The organism is Streptomyces sp. NRRL B-24484 (assembly GCF_000717715.1).
Lineage (GTDB): Bacteria > Actinomycetota > Actinomycetes > Streptomycetales > Streptomycetaceae > Kitasatospora.
In genome coordinates this window covers 155,519-172,037 of record NZ_JOAI01000037.1, presented here as the reverse complement: position 1 = coordinate 172,037, position 16,519 = coordinate 155,519, and the positions used below count along the sequence as shown (strand labels likewise).

18 protein-coding genes and 3 pseudogenes are annotated in these 16,519 nt (G+C 74.1%); 16 read left to right on the top strand and 5 right to left on the bottom strand.

Annotated elements, in window-relative coordinates:
• The first annotated feature begins 726 nt into the window (after positions 1-726).
• Positions 727-1,383: a hypothetical protein gene (locus IE98_RS0128985; protein WP_030273977.1), complete on the top strand. Its 657-nt coding sequence runs from the start codon at positions 727-729 to the stop codon at positions 1,381-1,383.
• 123 nt (positions 1,384-1,506) lie between these two features.
• Here IE98_RS0128985 and IE98_RS0128980 read toward each other — a convergent pair whose 3' ends face one another.
• The 3 genes from IE98_RS0128980 to IE98_RS0128965 all read right to left on the bottom strand — a co-directional run bounded on the left by IE98_RS0128980 (position 1,507) and on the right by IE98_RS0128965 (position 4,423).
• Positions 1,507-2,478, bottom strand: coding sequence for a hypothetical protein (locus IE98_RS0128980; RefSeq protein ID WP_052391100.1), 972 nt, complete (start codon positions 2,476-2,478; stop codon positions 1,507-1,509).
• Positions 2,479-2,595: 117 nt separating this feature from the next.
• Positions 2,596-3,009 carry a hypothetical protein gene (locus IE98_RS0128975; protein WP_030273973.1) on the bottom strand — a complete coding sequence of 138 codons (414 nt, stop codon included), beginning with the start codon at positions 3,007-3,009 and terminating at the stop codon, positions 2,596-2,598.
• 877 nt (positions 3,010-3,886) lie between these two features.
• Complete coding sequence (locus IE98_RS0128965) at positions 3,887-4,423, bottom strand: Imm1 family immunity protein (protein ID WP_030273969.1); 537 nt, start codon at positions 4,421-4,423, stop codon at positions 3,887-3,889.
• 170 nt (positions 4,424-4,593) lie between these two features.
• Between IE98_RS0128965 and IE98_RS0128960 the strand changes: the two genes are divergently transcribed.
• The 6 genes and pseudogenes from IE98_RS0128960 to IE98_RS45185 all read left to right on the top strand — a co-directional run bounded on the left by IE98_RS0128960 (position 4,594) and on the right by IE98_RS45185 (position 9,406).
• Entirely contained in the window at positions 4,594-5,028 is a 435-nt protein-coding gene (locus IE98_RS0128960; protein ID WP_030273967.1) for a hypothetical protein, read from the top strand.
• 688 nt (positions 5,029-5,716) lie between these two features.
• A pseudogene (locus tag IE98_RS49525) lies at positions 5,717-5,968 on the top strand (LysR substrate-binding domain-containing protein); the annotation flags it as partial.
• A gap of 118 nt (positions 5,969-6,086) precedes the next feature.
• Positions 6,087-6,704, top strand: a complete 618-nt coding sequence (gene thpR / locus IE98_RS0128945) for an RNA 2',3'-cyclic phosphodiesterase (protein WP_052391099.1) — start codon at positions 6,087-6,089, stop codon at positions 6,702-6,704.
• 216 nt (positions 6,705-6,920) lie between these two features.
• Complete coding sequence (locus IE98_RS0128940; protein ID WP_030273964.1) at positions 6,921-7,652, top strand: hypothetical protein; 732 nt, start codon at positions 6,921-6,923, stop codon at positions 7,650-7,652.
• 99 nt (positions 7,653-7,751) lie between these two features.
• Positions 7,752-8,635: pseudogene (locus IE98_RS46905) on the top strand (IS5 family transposase).
• Positions 8,636-8,728: 93 nt separating this feature from the next.
• Positions 8,729-9,406, top strand: a complete 678-nt coding sequence (locus IE98_RS45185) for an IS110 family transposase (RefSeq protein WP_234443714.1) — start codon at positions 8,729-8,731, stop codon at positions 9,404-9,406.
• Positions 9,407-9,421: 15 nt separating this feature from the next.
• Here IE98_RS45185 and IE98_RS0128925 read toward each other — a convergent pair whose 3' ends face one another.
• Positions 9,422-10,102, bottom strand: a complete 681-nt coding sequence (locus IE98_RS0128925) for a TetR/AcrR family transcriptional regulator (protein WP_052391098.1) — start codon at positions 10,100-10,102, stop codon at positions 9,422-9,424.
• 165 nt (positions 10,103-10,267) lie between these two features.
• Here IE98_RS0128925 and IE98_RS0128920 point away from each other — a divergent pair, with 165 nt between their 5' ends.
• Entirely contained in the window at positions 10,268-11,791 is a 1,524-nt protein-coding gene (locus tag IE98_RS0128920) for an MFS transporter (RefSeq protein ID WP_052391097.1), read from the top strand.
• Positions 11,792-11,960: 169 nt separating this feature from the next.
• Here the strand turns inward: IE98_RS0128920 and IE98_RS0128915 are convergent, their stop codons facing one another.
• The gene (locus tag IE98_RS0128915) at positions 11,961-12,347 is read right to left on the bottom strand and encodes an excalibur calcium-binding domain-containing protein (RefSeq protein WP_043175394.1); all 387 of its coding nucleotides are present in this window, start codon (positions 12,345-12,347) and stop codon (positions 11,961-11,963) included.
• Between the two features lie 269 nt (positions 12,348-12,616).
• On the opposite strand from IE98_RS0128915, the gene IE98_RS0128910 reads away from it, so the two are divergent.
• From IE98_RS0128910 to IE98_RS0128875, 8 genes and pseudogenes are all read left to right on the top strand, one after another.
• Positions 12,617-12,802: a hypothetical protein gene (locus tag IE98_RS0128910; RefSeq protein WP_030273956.1), complete on the top strand. Its 186-nt coding sequence runs from the start codon at positions 12,617-12,619 to the stop codon at positions 12,800-12,802.
• Between the two features lie 91 nt (positions 12,803-12,893).
• Positions 12,894-13,103: a hypothetical protein gene (locus tag IE98_RS0128905; protein ID WP_030273954.1), complete on the top strand. Its 210-nt coding sequence runs from the start codon at positions 12,894-12,896 to the stop codon at positions 13,101-13,103.
• A 236-nt stretch (positions 13,104-13,339) separates the two neighbouring features.
• Positions 13,340-13,744 (top strand): thiol-disulfide oxidoreductase DCC family protein, encoded by a 405-nt coding sequence (locus IE98_RS49520; protein ID WP_030273952.1) that lies wholly within the window; start codon positions 13,340-13,342, stop codon positions 13,742-13,744.
• 478 nt (positions 13,745-14,222) lie between these two features.
• Positions 14,223-14,654 (top strand): gas vesicle structural protein GvpA, encoded by a 432-nt coding sequence (locus tag IE98_RS0128895; protein WP_030273950.1) that lies wholly within the window; start codon positions 14,223-14,225, stop codon positions 14,652-14,654.
• 112 nt (positions 14,655-14,766) lie between these two features.
• Positions 14,767-15,069, top strand: a pseudogene (locus IE98_RS52660) (GvpL/GvpF family gas vesicle protein); the annotation flags it as partial.
• Positions 15,020-15,415 carry a GvpL/GvpF family gas vesicle protein gene (locus IE98_RS52330; protein ID WP_324605810.1) on the top strand — a complete coding sequence of 132 codons (396 nt, stop codon included), beginning with the start codon at positions 15,020-15,022 and terminating at the stop codon, positions 15,413-15,415. The pseudogene IE98_RS52660 and the gene IE98_RS52330, both read left to right, overlap by 50 nt.
• A gap of 211 nt (positions 15,416-15,626) precedes the next feature.
• On the top strand, positions 15,627-15,785 hold the full coding sequence (locus IE98_RS49515; RefSeq protein ID WP_159401106.1) for a hypothetical protein: 159 nt from the start codon (positions 15,627-15,629) through the stop codon (positions 15,783-15,785).
• A gap of 238 nt (positions 15,786-16,023) precedes the next feature.
• The gene (locus IE98_RS0128875; protein ID WP_030273946.1) at positions 16,024-16,323 is read left to right on the top strand and encodes a DUF4193 domain-containing protein; all 300 of its coding nucleotides are present in this window, start codon (positions 16,024-16,026) and stop codon (positions 16,321-16,323) included.
• The last annotated feature ends 196 nt before the right edge of the window (positions 16,324-16,519 follow it).

The window sequence follows — 16,519 nt, the reverse complement described above, 5'->3', positions numbered from 1 at the left end:
GGGCGAGTCCGCCCAGGCGACGTCCACCCGGTACGCGCCGGGCGGAATGCGCAGCGCGAGCTCGCGCGGCGGCCCGGACGTCCAGGGCGAGTCCACGACCAACCGGCCGCTCGGCAGCCGGATCGAGGCGACCTCCTGCACGCCGACGACTGTACGGGGTGTGCGGGTCGCCCCCGATTTTCAGGCCCGGAGTGAACAACCCGTCGAGGTACTCCCGCGACTCCGCCCCGACCTCGCCCATGCCCACCGTCCTCGTCCCATCCGCCCAGCTCCCGACCCCTGGACCGTACCCGCACCCCCTGACAACCGTCCGGCACCCGTCCGCTCAGCAGTCCCAGGCTCTACGGTGCGCCGAACTCCAGGTTCCTCAACCGGGCGGAGGAGAGGCGCATCAGAGCGACGGGCGGCGACCCCTGGGGATATCTCGACGAACTCTACGAGGCCGACGAAGCGGCGTACGACTCCGCGGACGGGTGACTCTCGTTCCGGGCGTCTGCGGGCCCGCCGGTCAGGGGATGTCCCGGGCCGGCGTGTGCGCGAAGTCCTCGGCGTCGGGGAGCTCCGCGGTCCTCAACGGGCCGGTGGACCAGGAGCGGTCGATCGCGGTGCCCATCACCCGCTCGGCCAGCAGGAACAGCCCGGCGGCCGTGCTCAGGGAAAGATCTTGTCAGCGGTGCTCCGGGCTGGTTCTATGTGCGACCGTCGGACCAGCCCCAGGAGCACCCCATGTCGTCGCCCCAGACGCCGCCGCCCGTCCATGACACGCCCCCGGACGGGGCGGCCTCCCCGTTCCTGGCGGTGCCGGTCCCGCAGGAGCCGCCGCGTCGCCTGCGCCGGTGGCTGCTCGCCGGAGCCGCCGCCGTGGTGCTGGTGCTGGCCGGGGCGGGGTACGCGACCGCCGACCGCTTCGCGGCCATCGGCGCCTACCGCTTCGTCACGCCGGCGCAGTTCAACGGGATCCCGGTCGACACGGACAGCCCGCTGATGCAGCGGGTGCGCAGCGACGCGTCCTCGGGCACCTCGGACCGCACGTCGTTCGCCGCGACCTACGGCACACCGAGCAGCGGCTACGTCATGGTGATCGGCTACGAGCACCACGACTTCGTACCGTCCTGGTCGGTCGACCGGGCGATCGCGCGCGCCGCAGCGACGCAGCACGTCCCGGAGATGCACTCCGTGGAGCCGGGCCCCCGCGGCGGTGCCATGAAGTGCGGCATCCAGCGCAGCGACGATCTCGTCGGCCCGACCGGGGCCCTGTGCGTCTGGGCGGACGGCAGCATGCAGGCGATGTTCAGCGAGTTCGGCACCGGCCGCTCCCTCGACCCGGCGCGGGTCGAGGAGGACGCGCGGGCCTTCCGGCTGCTGGCCGAGCAACCGGCCTGACGTCCGGCCCCACGGATCCGCGCCGGGCCCGGAGGGCGGTCGCGCGAGGGCGCGGTCGGCCCGCCGGAGCGGTGGGCCGGGCTGCCGACCGTGGGGGAGTCGGCAGCCCGGAGTTTCGGGGTGTCAGCCGGCGGTCGCCAGGGCGGCCGCCCGTACCTGGGTCTCCAGCGCGGCCTTGGCGGCGGCCATCGCCGGGGCGTTGTCCTTGATCGCCTGCTCCTGGTAGGCGTAGTCGACCGCGTACCAGACGCCGACGACGTTGTACTTCGCCCGGCAGGCCGCGTCCGCGGTCGCCACCTGCACCTCGTGCGCGGTGGGCAGGGCGGTCTGCCGCCACCGGGGGTCGCCGACCGCGGCCAGCGGGTCCGGGTAGTCGTACCCGCCGGCCTTCATACACTGCGACCATGCGGCGAACACCGCCCGCGTCCGCGCGTCCTCCTGGGAGTTCTTCAGGGTCGCGAACTTGATGTCGTCGACGGTCTGCGCGTCGCCCACCCGGCCGTCGACGGACCCGGTCAGCTGCTTCACCGACTCGCCGACGCAGCCGTGCGCGGGGACCTTCTGCCCGTTGACCACCTGCCCGCCGGGGCCGAGCCGCTGCTTCGGGTCCGACACCCCGCGCTCGGCGGCGGCCATCTCCGGCGTGGTCGACCAGCCGCCCCCACCCGTTCCGTCGGGGGTGACGCGGATCCCGCCCTCCGGATGGTACCCCCACTTCGCCATCAACGCGGCGCTCTGGTGCCCGTAGCGCCCGTCCACCCGGCTGGTCGGGGCGTCGCTGTCGCGCGGCTCGTCGGCCTGGGCGGGCGGCGAGTACGTGAACCCGAAGCGCTTCATGCACCGGGTCACCAGCGCCTGCTGCGCCTCGGCGACCGCGGCCGCCTGCTTCGGGTTCAGCAGGTAGGCGTCCAGCGGCAGCGGCTCGTCGTTCGCCGAGGCGAGCGTCGGCGTCGCGGTCACCGGTGGCGGCGTCACGGGTGCGGCCGGCCGCGCGTCCTCGCCGTGGTTCGAGGCTGCGGCGCTCGCACAGCCGGCCAGGAGCAGCGGCAGGGCGATCAGGAGGGCGGCGGGGCGACGACGCTGGCGACTGGTCACTGCGGTGAGGCCTTCCGGGTCGGCGAGGCGTGCGGGGCGGACGGGTGGACCCGCGCCGGTCCCCGGCCGGGTGCACCGGGCCGGGGACCGACGAGAACGCTGAGGCGTGCCGGTGGGTCAGACGACCCGGCCGGACGCGTTGTTGTTCTTCAGCTGCGAGTTGAGGTTCACGCTGTCGTACGGCGCGAGGGTCTGACAGGCGACGCTGCAGTCGTAGCCGCTGTTGTAGTAGACGCGGAACTTGCTGGCGATCCAGCTGTCCACCGCGGCGGCGTGGTTCTTCACCTCGACGCCGGAGCCGCTGGAGCCGTTCGCACCGCCGCTGAAGTACTTGCCGGCGTAGTTGGAGACGTCGCCGGTCTGGATGTAGACCGCGCCGTATCCGTAGCTGCTGGAGTTGTAGTACAGGCAGACCTGGCCGAAGGTGCAGTCCTGTGCGGGCGCGGCCATCGCCGGCGCCGCGGTGGACAGCCCGACGGCGAGAACGCTTCCGGCCACGGCGGCCGCGGCGACGAACTTCTTGACGCGCATGTCGTTCCTTCCTTCGGCGGCGCCGGGATGTCCGGCGTCCGCAGACAGGGAGGACCCAACCCCCCTGTGGGTGGAGCAGGAACCGGTGGTGCGCGAACGCGTCTCCGAGGGAACCCCGGGGCCGTTCGTGCACCCAGACTCGCCGCGGGCCGTATCGCCGACGTAGCGTCCCCGTAGCGCGGGGCGCCCGGCCGCCCGCGCCGCCAGTGTCCGTGCCGGTCCCGCGGGGGCTGCGGCCGTCGTGGCGCACGACGAGCGCCCCGCCGGCCCGGTAATGAGGGACGGCGGGGTCGGGTCGGGCGGGTCAGCGCGTGCTGCCGACCGGGCGGGGTCGGCCGTCCGCGGCGTCCGTGTCGGCCTCGGCGGCGTCGGGGTCGGCCTCGGCGGTGTCGCTGAGGCCGAGGCGCAGGTGCTCGGTGTGGGTAGACCGCCTGGTCGAGGAGGGCGGCGACGTGGTCGTCGTAGAGGGCGTGGACGATCGAGCGGCCGTTGCGGCGGCCGACCACCAGGGAGCCGCAGCCGCAAGGACCTCGCCGCCAAGGCCCGCCGGCACCAGCTGGTGCCCTGACCGGCGACGCGGCTCGGCTCCCGGCGCGGTGGCTTCCGCGTGAAGCGGCCGGCCCGCACGGTGTCGTGGGGGCCGGCCGCAGGGTCGGACTCGCACGGCCCGGGCCGCCCGCCGCTGGAACCGGTGCCCCGCCGGGGCGTCGGCTACGCCGTGCGATCGGGCGTCAAGAGCCGTGCCGTGACCCGGACGGAGCCGGGTCATGCGGAGGTCAGACGCGCTTCCAGCGCCGACCGTTGTTGTCCGTGCAGAGGATCGGCCGGCCGGCCGCACCCGTCCCGCACCCGTCCCGCATCCGACCGCGGTCCCGGGTCACCCGCGCCGATCGGCGTCGTCGTGGGAAGCCCAGGGGTCCTCGTCCTCGGCTCCGTCGCCGGGGATGTCGAAGGGCTTCCAGGCGATGCACGTCGGAAGGCGGCCGCCGGAGCTCAGGAACTCCTTGACGGCCGCTCGGACGAGGGCCAGCGGAATCTCCGAGTCGTCCGGGAACTCCGTCGGGTGTCCGGCGACGTGGTGCACGACCTGCCGGCGGGAACCGGGCCCGCCCGCAGAAGCGACGTGCCCCTCGGGCAGCGCGAGAGCCAGCGCACCCGTCAGATCGTCCCGATCGACGCCGACGTACAGCTCGTGGTCCGGCACGTACAGTTCGTGGCCGGGCGGGCCCACCCACCGTCGGGTCCTGGCCGTCGACAGCAGATGGGCGGCGTCGTGCCACAGCGGCCCGGTCAGCAGCGCGTCGACGAGGCGGTCCACGTCCTCCGCCGTGGAGAGCAGGACAGGATCCTCCATGTCGGTGCTGCGGTACCGCGCCTCCAGCCCGCGATCGCCCACGATCTCGACCTCCGTCACACGTCCTCCCGGCTCCTCCTGCCGGGCCGCAGCCTCCCGCCGGGAGCCCGTGCCCGACCGCGGACCCATGATCGCGCGGACGCAGCCGCCCGCTGCACCTCGGTGCCCACGCGTTCCTTTACACCCCGCCGCGCACCCGCGATGATCAACCGGGTGATTCGAGGGGGATCGTGAACACGGTCGGACGTCCGAAGCTCGGGGTGGTGGCCGGCCCGGTCCTGCTGCTGGCCGGGCTCGCCCTGGGGGCGCCGGACCTCCGGGCCCGCGTCGACTTCGCCGGCGCGCCGCACGTCCGGGCGACCGTCCTCGTCGCCGCCTACGACCGCACGGCCCGTGGCACCACCGCCCGCGTCATCACCGTCGCCGCGCCGGACCAAGTGCCGCTCGCCGACCTCCGCTCCGCCCCCCACGGCCTCCACCCGGGCGACACGGTCACCGTTCTGTCCCGCCCCGGCCACGCCCTCCTGCCGTCCCAGCTGCGCTGGTCCACCCTTCTCCTGCCCGCGGGCCTCGCACTGATGGGCCTCCTCCTCACCGTCCTCGGCATCCAGGCCCTCCGTTCCGAGCCCCCGCCCGCCGCCGGCGACCCCGAGGCCTGGGACTGACGGACCGCCGACCGTCCCGGCAGACGCGACGCCCCCGGAATCCTCCGTCACCGACCCCGTCGAGCCGGTGGGTGCACCAGCCGGACCGGTACGGCCCCGTTCCTCGTCCGGGCCTCCCGGCCGGAAGCCGGGCGGGCTGCCGCGACACGCGCGCGCCTTCCCGCCCCGGGCGGAACTCGGTCGTATCGTCGTTCGAGCGAGGCGGTGTCCGCCCCGTCCCCTTGGTGCCGGCCCGGCCGTCCTCCCCCCTGACGGCCGGGCCGCGCTGCGGGGCCCCGGAGGCCCCGGCCGGCGCGGGGCAGATGCCGCCGGCGACGGCCACGCCGAGGACCAGGAGCACCACCCCGGTCACCGTGCTCAGCCCCCGACGCACCGCCGGCCGCGACACCAGCGCACGGCCCCTGCCGACGGCCCAGGTGAACAAGCAGGTACCAGCAGGCGTTGACCAGCGCCCACAGCACGCCCAGGGCGATGCTCGACACCAGGACCGGGCCGTCGGCGGTGACGAACCGGGGCAGCACCGAGACCGCGAAGACCCCCGCCTTGGGATTGCCCAGGTTCGTGCCGGGCCCCGCCGTGTAGGCGCTCTACCAGCCCCGCTGCCGCCGCTGCGGACCCGCCGAGGACGGCTCGGAGCCGCGGAGGGCGGCCCGGAGCGTGGTCACCCCCAGCGCGACCAGGACGAGCCCGGTTCCGGACCGCCTCCTACGCCGTCGCCCAGGCCCTGGTCGGCACGGGCATCGGCGTCGCCCCCGTCTCCCGCCCGGCCTTGGCCCACACCGCCTGCACCACCCACCGCGAACTCGCCGGACCGAGCCTGCACCGCCGGCTCCATGCGGTCACGGCGGCCGAGACCTCGCTCACCCCGCTCGTGGACGTCTTCCTGACCCTCCTGCGCGACGTCGCCGCGGACACCGCCACCACCTGGGCACCCGCATGAACGGCCGGGGACTCCGCAGTGACCCGGTGCCGCCGCCGGTGGCGGTTGTCCGGGGCGGCCGCACCGCGGGCCGGGCCGCCCCCGCCCGGGCGCGCCGGTGAAGTGCTAGAAATCCCTGGTGGACGTTTTCCCCGAGCCCTCGACCCTGCGCGTCTTCGTGGCGCTGGCTCCGCCCGACGACGCCAAGGACGAGCTGGCCGAGGCGCTGCGGCCCGCGTACACCGGGTACCCGCGGCTGCGGTGGAACCGGATCGAGGACTGGCACATCACCCTGGCCTTCCTCGGCGAACTGCCCACCACGGCAGTGCCGTTGCTGCAGTCGGTGCTGGCCGGGCGGGCCGTGTCGCATCCCGCCCCGGAGCTGGGCCTGCGCGGTGGCGGCCACTTCGACGAGCGACTGCTGTGGAGCGGGATCGACGGGGACCTGGACGGGCTCCACCTGCTGGCCGCCGACGTCCGGGCCCTGGTCAGGTCCTGCGGGATCGAGTTCAGGGAGCGCCCGCTGCGCCCCCATCTGACGCTGGCGCGGGCTCGTCGCGACGATCCGACGAGCGTGCCGCAGGCCGCGGCCGGGCTCGCCGGTTTCGTCGGCCGACCCTGGCGGGCCGAGCGCCTCCACCTGGTCGGCAGCAACATCGGCCGCGGCCCCGGGCCGATCCGCTACCGGGACATCGAGGCGTGGCCGTTCGGTGCCGCGGTCGGGGCCGGGGGCGCGGGCACACCCGCCGAGCCGTAGCCGACGGCCGTCCGGCCGCATCCGGCCGCGGAGCCCCCGCAGAACCCGTTTGCGGACCGCGGCGGCCGCTGCTACTTTTCCCGAGGCCGTGCGAGAGAACGAGGAGGTGGTACCCGTGAACGCAGTGACGACATGGGTGCTCCCCTCCGGGGTCACGGTCGGGCGATAGGTGTCGTCCGGGAGCGCCGTTCACGAGCTCTCCCGAAAGGCACGACCGTGCGATTCACCTCCGAACAGCGCTTCGACGACGGCGTCCTCGAACGCGAATTCACCCTCGGCGAGATCCCCGGCATCCTGTGGACGCCCGGATCCGCACCGGCCCCGCTGATCCTGATCGGCCACCCCCCGCTCGGACTGCGCCGGATGTACCCCCGGCTGGCGGGGCGGGCCCGGTACTACGCGGCGCAGTACGGCTTCGCCGCAGCCACCATCGAACTCCCCGGGAGCGGCGACCGGCCCCGCTGGGCCGCCGCCGAACAGGCCCGCGCCGACCTCCGCCGGGCCGTCGAGGCCGGCGGACCGGTCGGCGGCGACATCGTCGACGCCCTCGTCCTCCCGCTGGTCGAGAAGGCGGTCCCGGAGTGGCGGACCGCCCTGGACGCCCTCCAGTCGCTGCCCGAGATCGGCGGCCCGGTCGGGTACGAGGGCGGAGTGATCTCCATCGGCATCCGGCTCGCGGTCGTCGAGCCGCGCATCGTGGCCGCCGGCCTCTTCGCGGGCAGCCTCGTGCCCGCCGCCATGGTCGAGGAGGCCCGCCGGGTCACGATCCCCCTGCACGTCCTGCTGCAGTGGGACGACGAGGGGAACGACCGGCAGGCGGCCCTGAACCTGTTCGACGCCTTCGGCTCCAAGGAGAAGACCCTGCACGCGAACATGGGCGGGCACACCGGCGTCCCGCAGTTCGAACTCGAACCCGGCGCCAGGTTCTTCGAACGGCACCTGAGGTGAGCCCGGGCCACCGGCCCGGCGCCGAGCACTAGGCCGTTTCCTTCGGATCATCCGATCGTTGGTTCATGTGTGTCGTTGACCGACGCGCAGTGGGCGCGGATGGAGCCGTTGCTCCCGAACCGGGCGCCGAAGCGGTGTGGAAGGTGGCGTGACCATCGACAGGTGATCGATGCGATCGCGTTCAGGTACCGCACCGGAACGCCGTGGACGGACCTGCCCGAGCACTTCGGATCGTGGAAGGGCGCCCACGACCGGCTGCGGATGCGGGCGGCCGACGGCACCTGGGAGATGGTCTTCACCGCGCTGCTGGCCCAGGCCGACGCGGACGGCGACCTCGACCGGGTGGTCGCGGTCGACTCCACGATCGTCCGGGCGCATCAGCACGCCGCCGGGGCCCGTCAAAAGGGGCCCCGGTCGGCGAGCCGCCCGACCACGCCCTCGGACGGTCCCGCGGCGGACTGACCGCCAAGATCCATCTGGCCGCCGACGGGTGCTGCAGACCGCTCGCGTTCGTCCTCACACCCGGCCAGGCCGGTGACGCGCCCGCGTTCGAGCGGGTCATGGCGCGGATCCGGGTGCCCCGGTCGATCGGCCGACCGCGGACGACGCCGGACGTCGTCCTTGCGGACAAGGCCTACTCCTCCCGCGCCATCCGCTCCCACCTGCGACGTCGGCAGATCCGTGCGGTGATCCCGCAACCCGCCGACCAGGCCGCCAACCGCAAACGGCCCGGCAGCCGGGGCGGCCGCCCACCAGGGTTCGACCGCGACGCCTACAAGCACCGCAACACCGTCGAACGCTGCATCGACAAGCTCAAGCAGTGGCGCGGCCTCGCCACCCGCTACGACTGTGAGGATGTTGGTGTCGCTTCGGGCGGTGATCTGACCCGCGATACGACTGGCCATGGTGCCTTGGTCTTGATCTGTCGGCCACCGTTCGGAGCGGCATCCGTTGCCGTCGGACCGGCGGGCGTGTCCCGATAGGGGCCTTCGCGACAGGCACCGTCACAGTCCTGACCGCCCTGGCCGATCCGGCAGCGGCCACTCCAGTCCCATCGCTGCAGGAGATAGGTGACCATGACCAGGATGGCCCAGCCCGTTGCACTTCACCAGGACGCGCTCGAGATCGTGCTGGGCGTCGACACCCACAAGGACGCCCACGTCGCTGCCGTGGTGACGGCCGCAGGAGCGTTCGTCGACAGCCGGAGCTTCCCCGCCACGGCGGACGGCTACAGATCTCTGCTGGACTGGGCGCGCACGTCGGGTCGCCTCGACCGGGCAGGAGTGGAGTGCACCGGCTCCTATGGTGCCGCCCTCAGCAGACACCTCCGCGCGCAGGGCGTCACCGTCGTCGAGGTCAACCAGCCCGACAAGGCCACACGGCGGCGCAGGGGCAAGAACGACACCATCGATGCCGAGGCCGCGGCCCGCGCGGTGATCACCGGCCGGGCGACCGCAGACGCGAAGGCCGGCGACGGCCAACTCCGCTCTCTACACCATCGTGCTGGCCCGCCTCCGATGGGACGCCCGCACCCGCGCCTACATCGACCGGCGCATCTCCGAAGGCAAGACCCGACGCGAAGCACTCCGCTGCCTCAAACGCTACGTCGCACGAGAGATCCACCAACTCATCACCCGCTTCAACGGAGGCCCCCACCACCGGACAGCTTGAAAATCCATAGGGGCATCAAGACCGCCACCATCTACCTCGCCGGGCTCCACATCGCCGCCATCTTCATGTGGTCAGCGCGATGATCCGAAGGGAACGGCCTAGGCGGGGGAGCCGGTGTCCGGGTCGGGGTGGTGGTCGGTGAGGTGGCGGAGGCCGGTCAGGGTGAGGTCGAGGGCGGCGAGGAACTGCTGCTTGTCGTCGTGGCCGTCGAACTCGTCGACGATGTCGTGGAGGAACGGGTACTCCGCGGCGTCGAGCGTTCGCCAGGTGTCGGCGAACCGGCCGAGGAACTCGTCCCGCTCGACCATGCCGTCGAGCACGGCCTCGGGGGGCTCACCCTGGCCGAGGCCGACGGCGCTGCTGACGAGGACCCCGGCGATGGCTGTGACGGCGTGGAAGCGCTGCAGCGGGGTGAGCGGGAGCCGCAGGAGCTGCTGCCCGAGCACCTCGTAGATCCGCAGCGAGTTGCCCGGGGTGTCGATGTTGCGCATGAAGCGCGAGCCCAGCCAGGGGCGGTCCGCGACCGCGTCGAACAGGGTGACGGCCATCGTGCGCAGGTTGTCGACCGGGTCGCCGTCGCCGGTGCGCCGCTCGATCTCGGTCAGCACCCCGCCGAGCACGTGGTCGACGGCGCGGTCGAGCAGGTCGTCCCGGCTCGACACGTACCAGTAGATGCTGCCGACGCCGGTGCCGAGCCGGCTCGCGAGGGCCCGCAGGGTGAGGGCCGGTTCGCCCGACTCGTCCAGCAGGGCCACGGCGGCGGTGAGGACGGTCTCCATGGAGTGCGAGGCGCGCAGGCGTTCCCGGGACGGACGGTCTGCGGGGCGCGAACGCGGACGTGTCATGGCCAACATCCAATCACATTTGCAGAATTATCGAACCTGGTTCTAGTGTAGAACGCAGTTCGATAATCCGCTGTGCTCCCGTCCCGAGAGGAGGCCGCCATGACCGGAACCGTCACCGCGACCGCCGCCGCACCCGCGGCACCGCGCACCTACCCGTCGCTCCGCGCGGCATGGATCCCGCTGGCCGCGCTCTGCCTGGCCTTCTTCGTCGAGATGGTCGACAACACGCTGCTGTCGATCGCGCTCCCCACCATCGGCCGGGACCTCGGCAGCGGCACGACCGCCCTGCAGTGGGTCACCGGCGCGTACTCGCTGACCTTCGGCGGCCTGCTGCTGACCGCAGGCTCGATCGCCGACCGCTTCGGCCGCCGACGCGTGCTGCTGGTCGGCCTCGCCGTGTTCGGCCTGCTCAGCCTGTGCGTCGTCGCGGTCACCGGCGCGGGGCAGCTCATCGCCCTGCGGGCCGGCCTCGGCATCGCCGCCGCGGCGATGGCGCCGATCACCAACTCGCTGGTCTTCCGGCTCTTCGACGACCAGGCGCTGCGGATGCGGGCGATGACCGTGATGATCGTCGTCGGCATGTCCGGCTTCGTCCTCGGCCCGCTGCTCGGCGGCACCGCCCTGGCCCACGTGAGCTGGCAGTGGCTGCTGCTGGTCAACGCCCCGGTCGCGCTGATCGCGGCGATCGGGGTACGCCTCGGCGTGTCCGCCGACCGGCCCGAGGACCTCACCCGCGACCGGCTCGACCTGCCGGGCGCCGTGCTGAGCGTCGCTGCCATCGGCCTCGCCTGCTACTCGCTCACCAGCGGCGTGGACCACGGCTGGCTCTCCGTCCCCACGGTCGCCTCGGTGCTCGGCGCCGTCGCCGCGGGCACCGTCTTCGTGTGGCACGAGCGGCGCACCGCCTCGCCCATGCTGGACCTGAAGTTCTTCACCAACGGCACCGTCCGGGGCGCCGTGATCGCGCAGATCGGCACGGCCATCGCGATGGCCGCCGTGATGTTCGGGCTGATCCTGCACTTCCAGTACGCCTACGGCTGGAGCCCGGTCCGGGCGGGCCTGGCGAACCTCCCGATCATCGTGACCATGCTCGCCGCGACGCCGCTGTCCGAGTGGCTCGCGAAGCGGTTCGGCCACCGGGCGGCCTGCCTGGTCGGCGCGGCCTTCCTGTCCGGCGCGCTGGCCGGCCTCGCCTGGGGCGTCTCCCACGGGTACGTCGCGATCGCGCTCTGCATGGTCGTGATGACCATCGGCCTGCGCACCGTGATGACGATCTGCGCGATCGCCCTGGTCGAGGCGATGCCGAGCAACCGCACCTCGATCGGCACCGCCCTGAACGACACCGCGCAGGAGGTCGGCAGCAGCGTCGGCACCGCCGTGGTCGGCACCCTGATCGCCGCCCTGGTCACCACCCAGCTGCCCGCCGGCACCTGGGACGGCGGCCTGGTGACCTCGTTCTTCCAGGGCGAGCGGATCACCTACGCCGTGCTCGCGGTGATCGTCGGACTGGTCACGGCCGGCGGCGCGCTCACCCTGACCGACTCCCGCAGCACCGACGAGCACCCGCAGGAGCCGTCGGAGGAGCCGTCCGAGCACTCCGAGCCGGCCGGGCAGACGGCCTAGGCGGCGCACCTCGACGACGGTGGCCGACCGGTCCACCGACCGCCCCGGCCGCAGCGTCACCGCTGCGGTCGGGGCGGCACTCGACAGTCCGGCCGCGGGACACGGCCGTTTCGGCGACGGACGACGGGGCCCGGAGGCCGGAATCCGGCCGACCCGCTGCGGCGGGCGGTCAGCCCGTCTCGCAAGCCACCCCGTCACCGTCGCGGTCCAGATGGGGTGCATAGCCCGGATCGCCCCGGTGGAGGGGGGCGACACCTGCTGCGCGGGCCTCGGAGCAGTTCTTGTAGTACACCGCGGGGCCGTTCGACTCCGGCACGGGCGTGCTCGCCTGCGCCCCGCCATCGGAGGGCTCGGATTGTCCGGCCGCGGCTGGAGCACCGGTGACGGTCACGGTCGCCGTGACGGTCGCGACGGCCGTCGCGGGTAAGGCGGAGGGCGTGGTCGTCACGGTGGCGGTCACCGGGGACGAGGAGGGAACGGCAGGACTCGCCGACCCGCTCTCCTTGCCCGCGAGGCCGATGGCCGTGCCGATCAGCAGGACGGCAGTGCCACCCACGACCTCGGCCACCGCCCGGCGCCGGTTCCTGCCCCCACCGGGTCGCGGACCGGCCGGTGACTGCCACACCGGCCTCGGGTTCCGAGCCATGACGCCTCCCGGGAGACACGTACCACCCACGGGCTGGGACTTCCGTCCAGGATGCTTCTCCCGGTGCCGCCCCGCTCGGCCCGCGCCGGGACGGCCGGGCGTACGGCCCGGGTGGCGCACTCCCGCCGGGGTCGGTCCGCCCGCTCGCGGTGGCGGCGGGCCGGGCGTAGACCGGGGGTATGGACGAGGAGAAGACGTCGTGGCACCCCGGTGAGATCGTCCCTGCGAGCGGGATCTACGCGTGCGACTGCGGCGCGGGGCACCACTGGAGCACGGACGTGAAGGGGCACCGGTTCCCGCCGCTTCCGGCCGGCTGCGGGGGCGGCTCCTGGTCGCTGAAGACCGAGGCGCACCCGGACGCCTGACCCCGCACGTCCGAGCCCGGCGGCCGGCGGCCGGGGCGTGGCCGGTCGCCGTGCGGTGGTGGCCGACCGGCCGGGGCCGGAGGCTGGTGACATGGGAAGCCGGAAGAAGAAGTGGGCCTCGGCGGTGGTGCACTGCCGCCCGGGGGCGGTGGCGGGGATCGAGACCGCGGCGGCGCACGTGGGCGGCCGGGTGCGGGTGACGGGGCGGTGGGTCCGGGTGCGGCCCCACGACGGGGGAGAGATGTGGATCTCGGCGGGAGCCGTCCAGCGGATCGTCTGGGGCACACCGCCCGACGGATGACGTCCGTGCCGGCGGCCCCCGGCCTCTGCGTGCGGACAGCTGGCCAGGCGTCAGGCGGTGGTGCCCGGCCGCTGCGCGGCGCGACGGTGGCCGAGCGGCGGAGAGCAGCTCGTCGAGGTCGGACGGCGGACCGGGGATCGGGCCCCGGGCCCCGGCCGATCGCCAGGCGGTGGCCGTGTCGGACGGGCCGTCGAGGACGCGGGTCCGTCGTGCCGGTTCGGAGGAGAATCGGAGGTATGGCGGAGATTCTCCGGGTTCCCGTGCTGCTCTTCGACGGGGACTGCGCGATGTGCACCGGCTGGGTGGCGTGGGCGGAACGGTACCCGGGGGCGGTCCGGTCGTCCGGCGAGTGGGAGGCGGTCGCCTACCAGTTCGTCGATCTGGCCGCGCTGGACGCCTGTGCGGGCGGGCAGGGGCTGGTGACGGCGGAGCGCGTCCAGCACGGGCCGCTGTGGCTCACCCCCTCGGGCAGGCTCCACGTCGGCCCGGAGGCCGCGGCCCGCGTGCTGATGCGCTCGGGCGGTGCCTGGCCCTACGTCGGCGGCCTGCTGGCCCTGCCGCCGGTCCGCATGCTGGCACGGATCCTCTGCCTGCCCGCGATGAGGCGGTGGCACCCCACCCGCACCGGCGGATCACCCTGACCCGTCGCCCCTTCGGCATCCCGCACCACCTGCACGGCCGACCCGTGCTGCCCGGTCGCGCCCGACGGCCCCGAGGAGGCGGCGCGGACCCGGTACGGCCGCGTCCTGGGTACGGCGTGCCGGCCGCCGCTGTTTGACCGGACCGGCCCGGGTATACGCCGACAGAACGGGAGCCGGCGCCGCAGGCATCGGCGCGCGGGCCGACCGGTGACGGACGGAGCCGAAGCCACGTCTCCGGCCCGTCGGCCGGGCGGCGAGTGTGCCCGTCCTGCGGGTGCCGTCCGGAGATGCGCCGGACGCGGTCACCCGGCGCGGTGCCCCGCGGACCGGAGCGCCGACGGCGGCCCGCACGGCCCGCACGGTCGGTGCGGAAGCCGACCGCCTGTGCGGCGCCGCCCGACCGCGGGCGGGCCGGTGAACGACGAGAGGACACCCCCGGTGTGACAGCCCGGGCGGGGACGTCCGGTGAGGAGACGCCATGACCGTGGTACCGCAGAGCAGCGGGGGCGTTCCCGCAGCCGGAGGCGCGAGCACCGGCACGCTGTACGACGTCGTCGAGCTGATCCTGGACCGGGGCCTGGTCATCGACGTCTTCGTGCGGGTGTCCCTGGTGGGGATCGAGATCCTCAAGATCGACGTGCGGATCGTGGTGGCCAGCGTGGACACGTACCTCCGGTTCGCCGAGGCGTGCAACCGGCTCGACCTGGAATCGGGGCGCAAGGCCCCGTCCCGGCTGACCGACCTGCCCGGCGAGATGGGCCGCAGCGGCGCCCACGGGAAGACCAAGGGCGCGCTCACCGGCGCCGTCGAGGCCGTCACCGACACGATCCGCCAGTACACGCAGGACCGCGACGAAGAACCCGCCGCCAAGCCGCGTCCGGCACGCCGGACCAGGCCACGGGAGGAGTGAGCATGGCCCTCTACGTCTACGCGATCACGTCACGGAGCCATCCCGCACGGGTGGACGGGGTGACGGGGTCGGCGATCCGCCCGAGGAACTCTCCACCGTCAGCACCGCGGACCTGACCGCCGTCGTCAGCGCCGCCCCCGACGGGCTGCGCGCCCGCCGCCGCGACGTCTCGGCCCACCAGGACGTGCTGCGCCACCTGATGGCGGACGGCACCGTCCTGCCGCTCCGCTTCGGCGCCACCGCCACCGGCGAACAGCAGGTGCGGGACGCCCTGGAGGAGGACGCCGACTCCTACCGGGAGCGCCTGCAGGCCCTCGCGGGCTGCGCGGAGTACCTGCTCAAGGGGGCAGTACGAGGAGGAGTCCCTGCTCCGGCAGATCCCGGAGAGCTCCCCCGAGGCCCGGAACCTGAACGAGGAGACCAGGCGCAGCGGCGACGCCAACGTCAAGCTGCGGCTCGGCGAACTCGTTCTCCGCGAGGTCCGGACGCGCAAGGCCGGTGCCGCGGAGGACGCCGTCGAGGCGCTGCGTCCGCTCGCGCGGGCGGTCCACGAGAACGAGGCCCGCGGCGAGGACTTCGTCAGCGCCTCCTTCCTGGTGCAGGACGACCGCAGGGACGCGTTCACCGCCGCCGAGCGGCGCCTCGCCGAGCAGTGGGGCGAGGAGCGCCGGCTCCGGCTGCACGGTCCGCTGCCGCCCTGCACCTTCGTCCAGGCGCCCCGGGAGGCCCACGGCGCTGCGACGGACACCGTCGCTCGATAAGGTCGAAGACGCAGGCGGTGTATCCGTCGCATCCGGCCGGCCCGGCCGCCGTCCCCCGTGGACCGCGGCCGGGCCCGCTGCGTCCCCCGGGCGGCCCGGGGCGGCCCCGGGAGCGGCCCGGCGGCGTCCGGATGAGGCATTCGGGTGACATGGACCCGCACCGGCGGGGCAGGCGAGGGCCACGAACGTCGACCCGAGCCCGGAGGTGTTCATGAGCACGGCCATGGTGCTGCTGTTGATCCCGCTCGCGCTGGCGGCGGTCCTGACCGCGACCGCCCCCTCTCCCGCCCGCCGCCACCGCGGCCCGCGCGCCGCCGCCGTTCGTACGGACAGGGCGCCCGGGCCCCGCCACGCCCGGTCCTCGCGTTGACGCCCCCGCTCCGCGGACCGGGTCGCCGCGGGCCGGCCCCTGCGTTCGCGCGGCCCCGCCGGGCGGCCGTCCGTCCTGCGGCGTGTGATCCTGCGGCGGGCGGCCCGCGGGTGGGATGGTGGTGCGCCGTGGGAGGGAGTGATCGCAGACCCGCGGCCGCCCGGTACTCCGCCGGCCCGTGGGCGACACCGCTCACCCACCCACGCGAAACGATCCCTGACGACGAGAAGGCAACGCCTTGGCAACCGACTACGACGCCCCCCGCGACACCGGCGACGGCGACAGCGACGCCAGCATCGAGGCACTGAAGAGCCAGCGCGACGACAAACAGAGTTCGGCGGTCGACGTCGACCCGGAGGCCGTCGAAGGGCTGGAACTGCCCGGAGCCGACCTGTCGGGCGAGGAACTCGCCGTCCAGGTCGTGCCCCTCCAGGAGGACGAGTTCACCTGCATGACGTGCTTCCTGGTCCACCACCGCACCCAACTCGCCGGCCAGGACAAGAACGGCAATCCCATCTGCCGCGACTGCGCTCCCTGATCCCCGCCGGGGCGACGGCGCGGCCGCCCTCGGTGCGGGCGCGCCCGGCAGCCGGTGCGCAGGGTTCCCGCGGTGCCGAGAGCGCGGGCGGAATTCCCCGGGGCCGGGGCACCGCATTGTCGGCGGTGTGCAGCCAGCGGCCGGCGCGTCGTTTCCGGGATGAAAACACGTGATGGGGGGACCGTGCCCCGCGGTC

Bases quoted from the DNA above. Each gene is read 5' to 3' on its own strand.
- IE98_RS0128895 (WP_030273950.1), top strand. From the start codon at position 14,223: ATGACCGTGGTACCGCAGAGCAGCGGGGGCGTTCCCGCAGCCGGAGGC.
- IE98_RS0128975 (WP_030273973.1), bottom strand. From the start codon at position 3,009: ATGCGCGTCAAGAAGTTCGTCGCCGCGGCCGCCGTGGCCGGAAGCGTT.
- IE98_RS0128985 (WP_030273977.1), top strand. From the start codon at position 727: ATGTCGTCGCCCCAGACGCCGCCGCCCGTCCATGACACGCCCCCGGAC.
- IE98_RS0128925 (WP_052391098.1), bottom strand. From the start codon at position 10,102: ATGGAGACCGTCCTCACCGCCGCCGTGGCCCTGCTGGACGAGTCGGGC.
- IE98_RS0128920 (WP_052391097.1), top strand. From the start codon at position 10,268: ATGACCGGAACCGTCACCGCGACCGCCGCCGCACCCGCGGCACCGCGC.
- IE98_RS49515 (WP_159401106.1), top strand. From the start codon at position 15,627: ATGAGCACGGCCATGGTGCTGCTGTTGATCCCGCTCGCGCTGGCGGCG.
- IE98_RS0128905 (WP_030273954.1), top strand. From the start codon at position 12,894: ATGGGAAGCCGGAAGAAGAAGTGGGCCTCGGCGGTGGTGCACTGCCGC.
- IE98_RS0128910 (WP_030273956.1), top strand. From the start codon at position 12,617: ATGGACGAGGAGAAGACGTCGTGGCACCCCGGTGAGATCGTCCCTGCG.
- IE98_RS49520 (WP_030273952.1), top strand. From the start codon at position 13,340: ATGGCGGAGATTCTCCGGGTTCCCGTGCTGCTCTTCGACGGGGACTGC.
- IE98_RS45185 (WP_234443714.1), top strand. From the start codon at position 8,729: ATGACCAGGATGGCCCAGCCCGTTGCACTTCACCAGGACGCGCTCGAG.